This is a genomic window from Idiomarina sp. UBA4206 (assembly GCF_002383015.1).
Classification (GTDB): domain Bacteria; phylum Pseudomonadota; class Gammaproteobacteria; order Enterobacterales; family Alteromonadaceae; genus Idiomarina; species Idiomarina abyssalis.
In genome coordinates this window covers 1,345-15,991 of sequence record NZ_DFTS01000023.1, presented here as the reverse complement: position 1 = coordinate 15,991, position 14,647 = coordinate 1,345, and the positions used below count along the sequence as shown (strand labels likewise).

Genomic DNA, 14,647 nt, shown 5'->3' with positions numbered 1-14,647 from the left:
CCAGGTGCTCAACTATTTGCGCCATAGCGTCCTGATCTTTAGGACCCAGATAAAGCTGTGACTCAATGACTTTTGAGCTGCCGGCCTGAATTTCGGTCATCGGGTAAATGACACCAATAATTGCCTGGCTGCCGTTCGCAACACGTGAGAACAAGCGGTTAGGCTGGCCCTGTTCAGGTATCCATGCCGAAACAAAGTAGTGCTCATGCATACTGACCCAACCGGTCTGCGAGGTGACGTTCAGCTTTTTATCCAGCATGTCGTCAAAGTCATACTTTTCAAACTTGTCATCGTCATGCGAGTACGCTGCACCGAAGTAGGTTGGCATAATCATGCTGCCACTTTCGCCGGTACCCATGGAGCGTTTAAGTTGCCCGTAAAACTGAGTATTCAGCGCGTTTGATGTATTATTTTCAACTTCAAAACGAACGTCGACGTTGTATTTGCCAGGGGTGAAAGTAAAGACTTTACGATAGATTGCGCCGCTTTCCGTGGTGTAGGTTAACGGAACTTCGATAACGTCAGTTTCGGACTGATAGCTTTCTTTTTCGTAGTTATAAGACGGACGACCGTCACCGCTTGCATCGATACCATCCGGACCAATTAAACCAGACTGTGCGACGTAGACGTTATTTGAGCTATTCTGTAACAGCTGGAAACGCTCTTCGGTTCCTAAGTCTTTGGCGAACTTAAGTAACTCTGTTGAAACAACGTCACCACCGCGAGTATCAATTTCGACATCAAGCACGTCGGTGCGAACGCGAATGGTTGTTTCTGATTGTTGGCTAACAACGGGCTGATCACCTTCCGGTACATCTGCCGCAGCTGAACCACTTGAAGGCACATCGCTGTTTTCAGTGTTATTGCTCGATTGCGTTACTGTCGCGGTTTCGTTTGCTTTTGTTCCGGGTGCGGTCTCCACCATCCAATTTTGGTATAGGAAGAATGACACCACTAAAAAGGCAATAAATAATATCGTGCGTGGCGAATTCATAGTGATTTCGTCTCTGTTGGCTGTTTTAGTAAAGATTCGGATTCGTTGCTATTTTCTGGCTTAATTTCTTGCTTACTGGGCGGAACGGGGTCATAACCGCCTTCGTGGGCAGGATGACATTTACCAATTCTTACTGCAGCAAGGCCAATACCTCGGATTGTACCGTGTTTTTGTATAGCCTCACAGGCATAATGCGAGCAAGATGGATAAAATCGACAACGCGGGCCTAGCAATGGGCTAATAAACCATTGATAAACCTTTATGAACGCGATTGGTATTGTTCGCAACGCTTTGCTAATTTTCGCCATAAATAATTCAACGTATCCCGTAATGCGGCGTTATCCTGCTCGACAATACCCTGCTTGGCAATAATTACAATGTCAAAACCGGGGATTTTGTGCTGTCTTAAACGGAATGTTTCACGTATCTGTCGTTTTATGCGGTTTCGGTCAACAGCGCGCTTTGCTCGCTTTTTACTGACAGTAACGCCTATACGTGGATGCCCTAACTCATTGGGGGTTGCCAACATAGTGACATGAGCAGTAACGGCTTTTACAGGAGGGTTCGAGAATACAGTCTGGAAATGAGAGGGAGTTAACAGACGTAACTCCCTTCCATATGAGATACTTTTATGCACTCAGTACTTTGCGACCACGAGCACGGCGACGAGCCAATACTTTACGGCCGTTTTTACTTGCCATGCGAGCACGGAAGCCGTGAGCACGTTTGCGTTTTAATACGCTTGGTTGAAATGTTCTTTTCATAACTAATATTCCATCGGTCAGTTTGCTATTTCCCACGCTGGCCGAAAAAGTTGAAACCAAACGTGAACGGAATTTTTTAGAGCGCGGATCTTACCGATCTTTTCGCATTGAGTCAATGATAAGAGGCGGTTTTAGGCAATAAAACCTAAATTAATCTCATCCACAATCTGTAGCAATTATAACATTAAGAATGTGGATAAAATAACAGTTATTCACTTTTTAGATGATTTTTCTGTTTTGGTAAAGTGGCTGATTACAAGCAAGTTATGCGCCAGTTCTGCCATCAGTGGCTATTTTTTATCTCCTTTATTCATGCCGTTTTCAGGCAGTTTATACTAGCGAATATGAACTGAGTGAAGTACAATCTTTGGTTATGATAATAAAAAACGATCCAGGAGAAGAGTGTGAATAATTCGCTTTGGCAACAATGTGCAGAGCGACTGCAATCGGAGTTACCGTTACAGCAGTTCAACACGTGGATCAGACCTCTTCAAGCCAAACTTAATGGCGAGACTTTGACCTTATTTGCGCCGAACATCTATTCGGTCGATTGGGTGCGCGATAAATACCTGAAAACCATTAATGCGTATTTGGAATCGATGTGCGATGACAAAGTACCGAATGTTGTTTTAAAGGTTGGGGAAGCGTCGCCAACACAAAAAGATAACAGTTCGCAACAACGCGCTGCTGCAACGCGCAGAAAGACGCCGAACTTTTCCTCAAGTAATGCCGATACTGAAGTACCGTTTGAGAGCAATATTCATCCTGAATACACTTTTGATAATTTTGTTGAAGGTAAGTCAAACCAACTAGCCCGCGCGGCGGCTATTCAGGTAGCTGAGAATCCAGGCGGTGTTTACAACCCACTTTTTGTCTATGGTGGTACGGGTTTAGGTAAAACACACTTATTGCACGCAGTTGGCAATGGCATTATGGCGCACAAGAAGGACGCCAAGGTGTTTTATATTCGGGCAGAGCGTTTTGTTCAGGACATGGTTAACTCAATTCGCAACAGTTCGACCAATGAATTTAAACGTTACTACCGTTCAGTTGATGCTTTGCTAATAGATGACATCCATTTCTTTGCAAATAAAAAGGGCTCTCAGGAAGAATTCTTTCATACTTTCAACGCACTGTTGGAAGGTAATCAGCAAATTATTATGACCAGCGATCTTTATCCGAAAGAAATAGATGGAGTAGAAGATCGTCTGAAATCCCGTTTTGGCTGGGGTTTGACCATTGCTATAGAGCCGCCGGAATTAGAAACGCGAGTTGCTATTTTAATGCGGAAAGCCGACGAACGTGGGTTACATATGCCACACGAAGTCGCCTTTTTCATTGCCAAAAGATTACGCTCAAACGTACGTGAACTTGAAGGTGCACTGAACCGGGTTGTCGCGAATGTTCAACTTACCGGCCGACCCATTACTATCGATTTTGTGCGCGAAGCACTGCGTGACCTAATTGCCGCTCAGGAAAAGTTGGTCACTATTGATAACATCCAAAAGACAGTCGCAGAATATTATAATATTAAGTTAGCTGACATTTTGTCTAAGCGCCGGAGTCGTTCCGTAGCGCGTCCACGACAGTTGGCCATGGCGTTGGCGAAAGAATTAACCAACCACAGTTTACCGGAAATTGGTGATGCTTTTGGCGGGCGTGACCACACCACCGTATTGCATGCGTGCAAGAAAATCGTGGAGTTGCAGGAGACTGATCCGGGCATCCGCGAGGATTATCAGAATTTTATGAGACTGCTGACCACCTGATGCCGGGCGTTGGCGAACAACATTCACCCTTCCAACATAAAGAAAGCTGAGTGCCATGAAACTGACGATCAGCCGTGAATCCCTGCTTACCCCGCTGCAAAGCATTGCTGGCGTGGTGGAAAAAAAACAGACCATGCCCGTGCTCTCCAACGTGTTGCTGGTGGCCGAGGACAATACCCTGACCCTGACCGGTACCAATATGGAAGTGGAACTGGTGGGCCGGGTGTCACCGGTGCACGTTGACCAGCCNNGTCGAAAAATACAAGAATTAAAAGATGCGCAGCACGACATAAAAGAAGACTATAGAAATCTTATTCGAACGTTGTCGTCATAAGGTATGTCGTTATAAACAGGGGACTCAGTCATGAAATTTTCAATTAACCGCGATGCTTTTCTCAAGCCACTGCAGGTTGTGAGTGGTGCTGTTGAAAGGCGGCATACATTACCAATTTTGTCGAATTTGTTATTACAGGTAGATAACGGCCAGCTTAAATTGACCGGAACAGACCTGGAAGTTGAACTGGTCTCCTCGGTACCGCTGGAATCTGCAGATATGGATGCAGCAGTTACTGTACCAGCTAAGAAACTTCTGGATATTGTTCGGAGCTTACCGGAAGGTTCAACAATTGAGTTCACTTCACAGGAAGACAGCGCAACCGTTAAATCGGGTCGCAGTAAGTTTAAGCTCAGTACTCTGTCGTCGGACGACTTCCCAAATATCGATGACTGGAAAAGTGACATCCATTTGGTGACTGAGCAGGCCATATTGAAGGACCTAATGGAGAAAACCCATTTCTCAATGGCGAACCAGGACGTCCGTTATTATTTAAATGGTATGTTGTTTGAAACGGATAATGGCATGTTGCGCTCTGTTGCAACCGACGGTCACCGTTTGGCCATGAGCACTTGTGCTATAGACCAACCAGGCCTTGCACAACGACAGGTTATTGTTCCTCGTAAAGGGGTGGTTGAGTTACTTCGTCTCTTGGGCGATGACGATCAGGAAGTGTCGGTTTCTATCGGAAACAACCATATTCGCGTTGAAACACCAGAGCTGGTGTTTACCAGTAAATTGGTAGATGGTCGTTTTCCTGACTATCGTCGTGTTTTACCAAGTGGCGGTGATAAAGTTGTGGTCGCGCATCGTGATGCTTTACGTCAGTCTTTTGGCCGTGCTTCAATTTTATCAAATGAAAAATTTCGCGGTGTGCGCTTGAATTTAAGCAGTGGTGAGCTTTGTATTACTGCGACAAACCCTGAACAAGAACAAGCGGAAGAAGTTATTGAAGTCGATTACCAAGGCGATGATCTTGAGATAGGCTTCAACGTTAGCTATTTGCTAGATGTCTTAAATAACATTGATGACGAACAGGTTTCTTTTACTCTGTCTGACTCAAACAGCAGTGCACTAATTGAACCTCAGCATGACGAGTCTTGCTGTTACGTTATTATGCCCATGCGTTTGTAACCCTGCCTTATAAATGTTCATTGAGACATTGAATTTAAGCCACTTCAGAAATTTTTCGGAAGTGGCTTTGTCCCCCAGTCCTCAAATTAACCTAATTACCGGAGACAACGGTTCCGGTAAAACCAGCCTGCTTGAAGCTATTTATTTACTCGGTTTCGGTCGTTCTTTTCGTCCAGGTGGTTTTCGTCAGTTAATTAAAGAGGGTAATAGCGGCTTTACCGTATTTTGTCGCTCTAAAGATTACTCTATTGGCGTTCGACGCAGCGGTGATGGCGAGCAGTCGTTAAGATTGAATGGTGCGAATGTTCAGCGGATGTCAGATGTTGCCCGTTTAGTGCCGGTACAGTTGTTAACCCCTGAGTCTGTAGATATTCTTTTAGAGGGTCCTGGTCAGAGAAGACAGTTTATTGATTGGGGAGTGTTCCACGTGGAACATTCTTTTTATTCGGACTGGGTTGCTTACACCCAATTGCTTAAACAAAGAAACAGTTTACTCAAACAACGCTCGCTTCCCGTGCGGGAAGACAAATACTGGAAAGAACAGTTGGCCTATTATGGTGAACGCATTAGTAAAAGTCGCGAAAAATACCTAGAAGAACTTAATGATTATATACAAGAACTAGCGAAATCTTTTCTCTCCGATGTTACAATGGAGGTTCGATTAAAATCGGGCTGGGATACTAGCCAAAGTTTATTTGACGCCTTAGAAAGCCATACAGAGAAAGATAAGAAATACGGCTTCACCTCAGTTGGGGCACATAAGGCAGATATCAAAGTGATAGCAGATGGTGTGGAAGTAAAGCATCGCTTATCTCGCGGGCAGCTAAAAACCGCGATAACCGCTTTGAAATTAGCGCAAGGGAAGCATTATCAAAAAATTAAAAAGCAACCCTGCATCTATTTGGTCGATGATTTAACGTCAGAGCTTGATTCAAGAAACCAGGCGTTACTTTGTCGTGAGTTAGAAAATCTAGACGCACAAGTGTTTATCACCGCAATTACTGGAAAGCAGTTGTCGGATAAATTTCAAAAATCACCTCGAATGTTCCACGTGGAACATGGGGTAATAAACGAATGATATCGAGATAATACTATGGAAGAAAATAATTACGGTTCATCGAGTATCAAGGTTCTCAAAGGGTTGGATGCGGTTCGTAAACGCCCAGGTATGTACATTGGTGACACAGATGATGGAACGGGTCTGCACCACATGGTTTTTGAAGTTGTCGATAACTCTATTGACGAAGCCTTAGCGGGCCATTGTTCAGAAATTATGGTTACTATTCATTCTGATGGTTCAGTCAGTGTGAAAGATGATGGTCGCGGAATTCCCGTTGATATACACGAAGAAGAGGGCGTTTCAGCTGCTCAGGTTATCATGACCGTATTGCACGCTGGTGGTAAGTTTGACGACAACTCTTATAAAGTGTCTGGTGGTTTGCACGGTGTTGGTATCTCTGTTGTAAACGCGCTGTCTGAAAAGCTGCAGTTGACCATTCGTCGACAAGGCCAGGTTTACGAGCAAACTTATCATATGGGTGAGCCTGACAGTGACGTAAAACCTGTAGGTGAAACCGATACAACAGGGACTGAGCTTCGTTTTTGGCCGAGTCACGAAACCTTCACGAATACTGAATTTCACTACGATATTTTGGCGAAACGCCTGAGAGAACTTTCATTTTTGAATTCGGGTGTTGGCATACGGTTGCGAGATGAACGTGACGACCGTGAAGATGTTTTTAAATACGAAGGTGGTATTGCCGCTTTTGTTAACTACTTAAACCAGAACAAAACCCCCATTCATCAAAAAGCTTTCTACTTTACGCTTCAAAGAGAAGACGGTATTGGTGTAGAGGTAAGCATGCAGTGGAACGATTCCTTCCAGGAAAATATTTACTGCTTTACCAACAATATCCCACAGCGTGACGGTGGTACTCACCTGGCGGGTTTTCGTGCAGCATTAACTCGTACGTTAAACACCTATATGGAAAAAGAAGGCTTTACTAAGAAAGCAAAAACCTCAGCAACCGGTGATGATGCCCGTGAAGGTTTAACTGCAATTATTTCCGTTAAAGTACCAGACCCTAAGTTTTCTTCTCAGACAAAAGATAAACTCGTTTCTTCTGAAGTGAAGTCGGCTGTAGAGCAGTCAATGAATGAACAGTTAGCCGATTATCTGTTAGAAAACCCAGGTGAAGCCAAGCTTATCATCAATAAAATTATTGATGCGGCTCGGGCGCGTGAAGCGGCTCGTAAAGCTCGTGAAATGACTCGTCGTAAAGGTGCTTTAGATATAGCGGGGCTTCCGGGTAAGCTGGCCGATTGTCAGGAAAAAGATCCTGCACTGTCTGAACTCTACATTGTGGAGGGTGACTCTGCAGGCGGTTCAGCGAAGCAGGGGCGTAATCGCAAAAACCAAGCGATACTGCCGCTAAAAGGTAAAATCCTTAACGTTGAAAAAGCACGTTTTGATAAAATGCTGTCATCGGTTGAAGTCGGAACTTTAATCACAGCAATGGGCTGTGGCATTGGTCGTGATGAGTACAACCCGGATAAAACACGTTATCACCGTATTATTATAATGACGGATGCTGACGTTGACGGTTCTCACATTCGTACCTTGTTGCTGACCTTCTTCTATCGCCAAATGCCGGAGATTATTGAGCGTGGTTACATCTACATTGCTCAGCCTCCTTTGTATAAGGTGAAAAAAGGTAAGCAAGAAGTCTATATTAAAGACGATCCGTCATTGATTCGTTACCTGACCAGTTTGGCGTTGGACAACGCGTCGTTACACGTTAACGAAACCGCTCCGGGTATTGCGGGTGAAAAGCTGGAAGAGCTGGTTAACGGCTACCAAATGGCACAGGAAAATATAAAACGCCTGAGCCGTCGTATGCCGGAACGTTTTCTGCAGCGCCTGTTCTACGCGCCTCGTCTAACTGATGAACGGTTGAAAGACAAAGATTATATGGCCAAGTGGGTCAAGACACTAAACGATGACCTAACAGCCAGAGAAGTCGATTCAGCAACCTATACTGTCTCTTTGCATGAAGATACTGAACGCAGAATGTGGTTGCCGACAACAACCATTCGTCAGCATGGGGTTGATACCGATTACCCACTTAACTACGAGTTCTTAATGTCGAAAGACTATGAACAGATAGTGACGCTTGGCGAAAAAATCGACTCGCTGGTAGAAGAAGGTGGCTACGTTCTCCGTGGTGAGAAAAAGCAACCAATTAACCACTTTGTTGACGCTGTTGAATGGCTTATTAACGAGTCTAAGCGTGGACTTTATGTTCAACGCTATAAAGGTTTGGGAGAAATGAACCCTGACCAACTGTGGGAAACGACCATGGACCCTGAAACCCGTCGTATGCTTCAGGTTACTATTGAAGATGCTATTGGCGCGGATCAGTTATTCACCACCTTAATGGGTGATGAGGTCGAGCCTCGTAGAGCATTTATAGAGTCTAACGCGCTTAAGGTTGCTAACCTCGACGTCTAGTTAATAGACATAAGAATGTCGGCATAAAAAAAGCCGGTTCATGCAAAATGAACCGGCTTTTTATTTTTAAATCAAAGACTTACTGAAGAAGAGATATGTCTGCTATTTCCAGGAACAACTGACGTAATCTGAACAGTAAGTTAAGTCGGTTCACACGAACTGTATCGTCTTCCGCATTAACCATTACATGTTCGAAAAACGCATCGACAGGCTCTTTAAGCTCTGATAATTGTGTAAGGGCGTCACTATAATCACCGTTAGCAATAAGCGGCTTAATAGCGCTTTCAGTTTGCGTTACTAAACGATAAAGGGCTGTTTCGGACTCTTCTTGTAAAACAGACTCATCAACTTTTCCTGATATTTCTTCTTTAGACTTTGCGAGAATATTCCCAACGCGCTTATTGGCGGCTGCTAAACTTTCGGCAGAGTCCAGAGATTTAAATGACTGAACAGCCTTAACGCGTTGGTCGAAGTCGGTTGGCTTTGACGGCGATCGTGCCAGTACTGACTGAATAACATCAACCGAAATACCTTGATCCTGATACCAAGGGCGGAAGCGGCCAAGCAGGAATTCAAATACGTCGGCAGCTACTGTTTTATTGGATAGCTTGTCACCAAAGCCTTCTACTGAGGCTGTCAGTAACTCGTTTAAATCGAGTGCGAGATCGCGCTCCACCAGTGTACGTAATAAACCTAAAGCTGCGCGGCGAAGAGCAAAGGGGTCACGATCCCCTTTGGGTACCTGGCCAATACCAAATATTCCGACCAGCGTATCCAGTTTGTCGGCTAATGCGACGGCACAGGCCTCTTTGGTTTGAGGTAATTCATCACCGGAAAAGCGAGGCCAGTAGTGTTGCTCAATTGCCTGTGCGATAGTTTCACTTTCACCGTCGTTAAGTGCATAGTGCTTACCCATAACACCTTGAGTTTCAGGAAACTCTGAAACCATATCGGATACCAGGTCAGCTTTGCACAGCAGGCCGGCTCTTTGTGAAGCTTTTACGTCAGCGTTTAACTGGTTGGCAATTTTACCGGCTAACACGGAAATGCGACGTGCTTTGTCACCAATACTTCCGAGTTGCTTCTGGAAAAGTACAGAATCCAGTGCTGAAAGGCGAGACTCCAGTGTTTTTTTCTTATCGGACTCAAAGAAAAACTGTGCATCCGCCAGGCGAGGGCGAACAACCTTTTCATTACCTTTAACAATTTGTTGCGGGTCGCGACTTTCAATATTGGTGATGAAAATGAATTGAGATAATAAATTACCTTTGCCATCTTCAACCGGGAAGTAACGCTGGTCGTCTTTCATGGTGACAATGAGAGGTTCCTTTGGCACAGCCAGAAAACCCTGATCGAAACTTGCGGTTAAAGCTACGGGCCATTCCACCAGTGCAGCAACTTCCTCAACTAACTCGTCATCCTGAATAACCTGGCCGCCGAGTTCCAAAGCAAGACGTGAGATCTCCGATTGAATTGTCTCAATACGCTCTTCGAAGTTAGCGGTTACTTTCGCTTGACGCAGCTTTTCAAGGTAGTTGTCGACATGATCAAGCTCAAAACCTTCAGGAGAATGAAAACGATGACCCTGAATAAAACGAGCGCTCTTAGTTTCCAGAATTTCAGCTTTTATGAGCTCGCTACCCAGCATAACCGTCAGTGTATGAACCGGGCGAATGAACTGTGCGGTGCTGTCACCCCAGCGCATAGGCTTAGGAATAGGTAGTGTTTTAATGGCGGCTTCCAGCATACCCTGAACTAATTCAGCGAGCGCCTGGCCTTTTACTGTTGCCTTATGCAGCAGCCATTCGCCCTTGTCTGTCTTTAGACGGTCAGCCTGCTCAACGGTAATACCATTAGAACGAGCCCAGCCTTCGGCGGCTTTTGTCGGATTACCTGAATCATCAAAAGCCACATTAACAGCGGGACCGCGTTTCTCTACTTCTTTATCCTGCTGCTCGGTCTCAACCTGTTTAACCAGGACAGCTAACCGACGAGGAGTGGCATAAGCTTCAATACTATCAAAATTCAGCTCAGCGCTTTTTAAACCAGACTCAATACCCGACTTTAAGCTGTCGCGCAGTGACTTTAAGGCTTTTGGAGGAAGCTCTTCGGTACCTAGCTCAATTAATAAGTTTTCTTTTTGCACGGCTTGGCTCTCCTTAGTTCGCTGCTGGGTTGTTTTTATTGTCGGCTAAAGGGAAGCCCAGAGCTTCGCGCGCCTGGTAATAAACTTCGGCAACGGCTTTTGCCATGGTTCTGACACGAAGTATGTAGCGCTGCCTTTCGGTCACAGAGATAGCATGCCGGGCATCCAGCAGGTTAAACGCGTGAGACGCTCGCATCACTTGCTCATACGCAGGCAAAGCCAAAGATTTTTCTATGAGCAGTTCGCACTCTTTTTCACAGTCGTCGAAGCGACGGAAAAGCACATCAACGTCAGCGTATTCAAAGTTGTAAGTTGATTGCTCAACTTCATTCTGATGAAAAACGTCGCGATACAAGATCTTACCGCGAGGGCCGTCGGTCCAGACCAGGTCGTAGATGCTGTCCACACCCTGAATGTACATGGCCAAACGCTCCAGGCCGTAGGTAATTTCTCCGGCCACGGGGCGGCACTCTAAACCACCGACTTGCTGGAAGTAAGTAAACTGAGTGACTTCCATACCGTTAAGCCAGACTTCCCAGCCCAGACCCCAGGCGCCCAGAGTAGGCGATTCCCAGTTGTCTTCTACAAAGCGTATGTCGTGAGTCAGTGTGTCAAAGCCAAGCATTTCTAAAGAGCCCAGGTAAAGTTCCTGAATGTCTTTAGGTGAAGGCTTCATAATGACCTGAAACTGATAGTAGTGCTGTAATCGGTTTGGGTTCTCGCCATAACGACCATCAGTAGGACGGCGGCAAGGCTGAACATAAGCAAAACTGGCTGGCTCGGGGCCTAATGAGCGTAAAAACGTCATTGGGTGAAAAGTGCCTGCACCCACTTCCATATCTAATGGCTGAACCACGGCACAGCCTTGCTGAGCCCAGTAGTCCTGAAGAGCAAGAATAAGCCCCTGAAAGGTTTTCACATCGTATTTCGACATACGCATTCTCTGCTTTTTTATTTGTGGTTGACCAATGGTCGAAAAATATGCGTAGATTATACCCTCTGACGCGCCTTGGTTATAGGGGAAGGCATGACAAATAATGAACCAGAACGTTGTTCCTGGTGTGAATCTGCTGACGATTACCGTGCGTATCACGACAATGTCTGGGGAAGGCCGGTACGTGACCCGATAGAACTCTTCGCCAAACTGTGTCTGGACGGGCAGCAGGCGGGTCTTAGCTGGTTAACCATATTGCGCAAACAAGCGGGCTACGAGAAAGCCTTTTTGGGTTTTGATCCGAAAGCTATTGTGGCAATGAGTGATGCTGATCGCGAACGGTTGTACAGCAACCGTGATATTATTCGTAGCAAGGCGAAAATTGATGCGATTTTCACTAACGCCGCAGCCTTTTTAAAGCTAGAAGAGAAAGGTGTTAGATTTGAGCAATGGCTATGGGCGTTTGTTGGCGGCTCACCGATTATTAATGCGTATCGGACGCAAAGTGAGATTCCAACCGAAACTGAGGCTTCCCAAAGCATGGCAAAAGCGTTAAAAAAGGAAGGCTTTAAGTTTGTCGGGCCGACCATTTGCTATGCTTTTATGGAAGCAGTTGGTATGGTGAACGACCATGTTACCAGCTGTCATTGCTACCAGCCTGTTGCTGAGCAAATGAAACAGTTTACGTTGTAAAATGAGCGAAGGACGAATGATAGAAATTACACTTGCGGATTATAGTAACCCCAAACACCGTAATGCCGTTATAGCTATGTTGGATGCTTACGCTAAAGACCCAATGGGTGGTGGTGAAGGCATATCAGATGAAGTTAAAGAAAGTCTGATAGATGAAATGGCAAAAAGAGACCATGTCTTTTCTTTGCTGGCCTACGATGGTGATACCCCGGTTGGCGTTGCAAACTGTGTAGAAGGCTTCTCAACCTTCGCTGCAAAACCATTAATGAATATTCACGACATAGCGGTTATTCCGGAATATCGAGGCCAGGGCGTTGCTCGTAAACTTCTGGAAGAAGTGAAAACACTGGCAGAATTCCGTGGTTGCGTGAAGCTGACTCTAGAAGTTTTGGAAAACAATGACCGTGCCAAGCAGGCCTACAAAAACTTTGGTTTTGAACCTTACGAATTAGGTGAAGTTGGTCAGGCTGAGTTCTGGGAAATGTATTTAAATAAAGATAAAGCCTGATACTTGAATGTCAGGCTTTTAGTGGGCCTTCCTAACCCAGTAGCGGTAAGGCATCTCTTCGGTTTCAGAGCCCATTAACTCATGCTCCATAAACTCGCAAAAGCCCGGAATATCCCGGGTTGTTGCGGGATCATCCGCAATAATCAGCAATACCTCACCAACCTTCATTTTACGAATAGCCGCACGAACTAACATTACGGGCTCCGGGCATTTAAGGCCAAGGGTATCGAGTTCTTTGTCGCAGTTAATCTGGGTCATGACTTCTTTAAAAGACGTTAGGTGAAATTGGCGAGTAGTTTAACACTTTCGCGACTAAGAGGTGAGGGGGGAGTGATGGATTGCACCGCTGTTTGTTGGCGGGAAATACTCAGAAACTGTCTGCAGCCATGGATGGCTGCAGTCAAGCGCCACATGGATGTGCCGCAAGGAGCGTGTTTTGGAAAGGGGGTTCCTGCCAGTCTGTACTCGATGTTCAGTGCGCCAGGCGCCAGACCTAGCGGTAGCCTTTTCGACTCAAATTAGTTAGCAAAAAAACACTTTGAGTTAGATCAATTACTCCCGAATAACCCCCCGACTACCCCCATGGGGGGAGCGATTTTCCCCCAGTATCCTTCTACTATTTAAATCATGATTTCGCATGCATGAATATGCAGAGAGGATACACCAATGGCACTGACCCAAACGGCCGAAACCCGCTACACCAAACCCGTGCTCGTCGCCGTCAACAAACCCTTTGACGACGAAGACGGCCTCCAGGCCCTGCGCAGCCATCCACTGTTCTCGGAACTCAATGGCAAAGACCTGCAGCACCTGATCCAGCAATCCCGAAGAATCCGCCTTGGCCATCACCAGCTGCTCTATCGCCAGGACATGCCGGCGCACCATTTCTTCTTCGTGATCTCCGGCCGCTTGCGTCTTTACCGCCTGGACTCCTCTGGCATCGACCGGACCCTCGACAGCATCGCCCCCGGCGACTGCTTCGCCGAAGTCATGATCTATGCCGATCCGCCCCGGTATGCCTGCTACGCCGAGGCCCTGAAATCCAGCGAGGTTCTGATGATCCCCGTGAAAGCCTACCAGGACATGCTGGAAAGCAACCCGAAATACGCCCAGGCAGCCCTGCGGCATTACGCCAAACGCGCGGTTTCCCGGTTCCACGACCTGGAAATCATGACCGTACAGAACGCCCGTGACCGCCTGATCCGCTACCTGATCGACCTGCTGCCCAATGGCGCAGATGAGGGTGGAGAAGTCGAGTTGCCGCTACCCAAGTGCCTGGTGGCCTCCAGGCTGGCCATGCAGCCGGAGACTTTCTCCCGGATTCTGGCGGACCTGAAAGCCAACGGCCTGGTGCGGGTCAACCGCAGCCGACTGTTCATCTCGGATCCGCAGCGTCTGATTGAGATCAGCCAGTAACGGATCACATTCAAACCTCCAGGCTTTTTGGAAAGGGGGACAAGTGACATCGAGAAAGCAACGTCCACTGATTTACTCGTGTTCCGGCTGCTCTGACGTGGCGCAGCTGGCCAACAATGTGGCGGTAAGTCTGGACCATGCCGGCGAATTCGAAATGTCCTGCATCTCGGGCGTTGGCGGCAAGGTGCCGTCCCTGGTGAAAACCGCCAGATCCGGTCGCCCGATCACGGTTATTGATGGCTGCCCGTTGCACTGTGCCCGGGCCTGTCTCGAGAACATCGGTGTGGAGCCCGATGAGCATGTCCGGCTCTACGACTTCGGCTTCAAGAAACATTATGGACAGAGCTACGGCGAAGATGCCGTGGAAGAAGTCTGCGACGAAGTTCGCAGGCTCACCTCGTCCGACCAGCTCATTGCCCGCCACGCGTAAATCGCAGCGGCCCG

At 46.7% G+C, this 14,647-nt stretch carries 16 protein-coding genes; 9 read left to right on the top strand and 7 right to left on the bottom strand.

Going from position 1 to position 14,647, the window contains the following annotated elements; all coding sequences use genetic code 11:
• From yidC to rpmH, 4 genes are all read right to left on the bottom strand, one after another.
• Positions 1-994: membrane protein insertase YidC (gene yidC / locus B3180_RS05065; RefSeq protein ID WP_286843376.1), on the bottom strand; the 994-nt coding region annotated here is incomplete at its 3' end.
• Positions 991-1,302 (bottom strand): membrane protein insertion efficiency factor YidD, encoded by a 312-nt coding sequence (yidD, locus tag B3180_RS05060; protein ID WP_278358502.1) that lies wholly within the window; start codon positions 1,300-1,302, stop codon positions 991-993. The genes yidD and yidC, both read right to left, overlap by 4 nt.
• Complete coding sequence (gene rnpA, locus B3180_RS05055) at positions 1,254-1,631, bottom strand: ribonuclease P protein component (RefSeq protein ID WP_224798524.1); 378 nt, start codon at positions 1,629-1,631, stop codon at positions 1,254-1,256. Before rnpA ends, yidD begins: the two co-directional genes overlap by 49 nt.
• The gene (gene rpmH, locus B3180_RS05050) at positions 1,624-1,758 is read right to left on the bottom strand and encodes a 50S ribosomal protein L34 (protein ID WP_054488948.1); all 135 of its coding nucleotides are present in this window, start codon (positions 1,756-1,758) and stop codon (positions 1,624-1,626) included. The genes rnpA and rpmH overlap by 8 nt, the downstream gene beginning before the upstream one ends.
• Before the next feature lie 404 nt (positions 1,759-2,162).
• On the opposite strand from rpmH, the gene dnaA reads away from it, so the two are divergent.
• From dnaA to gyrB, 5 genes are all read left to right on the top strand, one after another.
• Positions 2,163-3,527, top strand: coding sequence for a chromosomal replication initiator protein DnaA (dnaA, locus tag B3180_RS05045; protein ID WP_286843372.1), 1,365 nt, complete (start codon positions 2,163-2,165; stop codon positions 3,525-3,527).
• 55 nt (positions 3,528-3,582) lie between these two features.
• On the top strand, positions 3,583-3,861 hold the full coding sequence (locus tag B3180_RS05040) for a hypothetical protein (protein WP_286843371.1): 279 nt from the start codon (positions 3,583-3,585) through the stop codon (positions 3,859-3,861).
• A 30-nt stretch (positions 3,862-3,891) separates the two neighbouring features.
• Positions 3,892-4,995: a DNA polymerase III subunit beta gene (dnaN, locus tag B3180_RS05035; protein ID WP_199493923.1), complete on the top strand. Its 1,104-nt coding sequence runs from the start codon at positions 3,892-3,894 to the stop codon at positions 4,993-4,995.
• A 13-nt stretch (positions 4,996-5,008) separates the two neighbouring features.
• Complete coding sequence (gene recF, locus B3180_RS05030) at positions 5,009-6,073, top strand: DNA replication/repair protein RecF (protein ID WP_199493924.1); 1,065 nt, start codon at positions 5,009-5,011, stop codon at positions 6,071-6,073.
• Positions 6,074-6,088: 15 nt separating this feature from the next.
• Positions 6,089-8,506 (top strand): DNA topoisomerase (ATP-hydrolyzing) subunit B, encoded by a 2,418-nt coding sequence (gene gyrB, locus B3180_RS05025; protein WP_054488940.1) that lies wholly within the window; start codon positions 6,089-6,091, stop codon positions 8,504-8,506.
• Positions 8,507-8,585: 79 nt separating this feature from the next.
• On the opposite strand, the gene glyS is transcribed toward gyrB, so the two are convergent.
• Positions 8,586-10,652 (bottom strand): glycine--tRNA ligase subunit beta, encoded by a 2,067-nt coding sequence (gene glyS, locus B3180_RS05020; RefSeq protein ID WP_278358504.1) that lies wholly within the window; start codon positions 10,650-10,652, stop codon positions 8,586-8,588.
• A gap of 13 nt (positions 10,653-10,665) precedes the next feature.
• Positions 10,666-11,586: a glycine--tRNA ligase subunit alpha gene (glyQ, locus tag B3180_RS05015; protein WP_054489076.1), complete on the bottom strand. Its 921-nt coding sequence runs from the start codon at positions 11,584-11,586 to the stop codon at positions 10,666-10,668.
• 93 nt (positions 11,587-11,679) lie between these two features.
• Between glyQ and B3180_RS05010 the strand changes: the two genes are divergently transcribed.
• Both B3180_RS05010 and B3180_RS05005 read left to right on the top strand, forming a co-directional pair.
• A complete protein-coding gene (locus B3180_RS05010; protein WP_278358505.1) occupies positions 11,680-12,279 on the top strand; it encodes a DNA-3-methyladenine glycosylase I in 600 nt (199 codons plus the stop codon).
• Positions 12,280-12,295: 16 nt separating this feature from the next.
• Positions 12,296-12,787: a GNAT family N-acetyltransferase gene (locus B3180_RS05005; protein WP_271332027.1), complete on the top strand. Its 492-nt coding sequence runs from the start codon at positions 12,296-12,298 to the stop codon at positions 12,785-12,787.
• Positions 12,788-12,805: 18 nt separating this feature from the next.
• On the opposite strand, the gene tusA is transcribed toward B3180_RS05005, so the two are convergent.
• Positions 12,806-13,045 carry a sulfurtransferase TusA gene (gene tusA, locus B3180_RS05000; protein ID WP_199493927.1) on the bottom strand — a complete coding sequence of 80 codons (240 nt, stop codon included), beginning with the start codon at positions 13,043-13,045 and terminating at the stop codon, positions 12,806-12,808.
• Positions 13,046-13,453: 408 nt separating this feature from the next.
• Between tusA and B3180_RS04995 the strand changes: the two genes are divergently transcribed.
• Both B3180_RS04995 and B3180_RS04990 read left to right on the top strand, forming a co-directional pair.
• The gene (locus B3180_RS04995) at positions 13,454-14,203 is read left to right on the top strand and encodes a Crp/Fnr family transcriptional regulator (protein ID WP_008175395.1); all 750 of its coding nucleotides are present in this window, start codon (positions 13,454-13,456) and stop codon (positions 14,201-14,203) included.
• Positions 14,204-14,246: 43 nt separating this feature from the next.
• Positions 14,247-14,633 carry a putative zinc-binding protein gene (locus B3180_RS04990; RefSeq protein WP_273017246.1) on the top strand — a complete coding sequence of 129 codons (387 nt, stop codon included), beginning with the start codon at positions 14,247-14,249 and terminating at the stop codon, positions 14,631-14,633.
• Positions 14,634-14,647 lie beyond the last annotated feature (14 nt).

Bases quoted from the DNA above. Each gene is read 5' to 3' on its own strand.
- yidD (WP_278358502.1), bottom strand. From the start codon at position 1,302: ATGGCGAAAATTAGCAAAGCGTTGCGAACAATACCAATCGCGTTCATA.
- rpmH (WP_054488948.1), bottom strand. From the start codon at position 1,758: ATGAAAAGAACATTTCAACCAAGCGTATTAAAACGCAAACGTGCTCAC.
- dnaN (WP_199493923.1), top strand. From the start codon at position 3,892: ATGAAATTTTCAATTAACCGCGATGCTTTTCTCAAGCCACTGCAGGTT.
- recF (WP_199493924.1), top strand. From the start codon at position 5,009: ATGTTCATTGAGACATTGAATTTAAGCCACTTCAGAAATTTTTCGGAA.
- gyrB (WP_054488940.1), top strand. From the start codon at position 6,089: ATGGAAGAAAATAATTACGGTTCATCGAGTATCAAGGTTCTCAAAGGG.
- glyQ (WP_054489076.1), bottom strand. From the start codon at position 11,586: ATGTCGAAATACGATGTGAAAACCTTTCAGGGGCTTATTCTTGCTCTT.
- B3180_RS05010 (WP_278358505.1), top strand. From the start codon at position 11,680: ATGACAAATAATGAACCAGAACGTTGTTCCTGGTGTGAATCTGCTGAC.
- B3180_RS05005 (WP_271332027.1), top strand. From the start codon at position 12,296: ATGATAGAAATTACACTTGCGGATTATAGTAACCCCAAACACCGTAAT.
- tusA (WP_199493927.1), bottom strand. From the start codon at position 13,045: ATGACCCAGATTAACTGCGACAAAGAACTCGATACCCTTGGCCTTAAA.
- B3180_RS04995 (WP_008175395.1), top strand. From the start codon at position 13,454: ATGGCACTGACCCAAACGGCCGAAACCCGCTACACCAAACCCGTGCTC.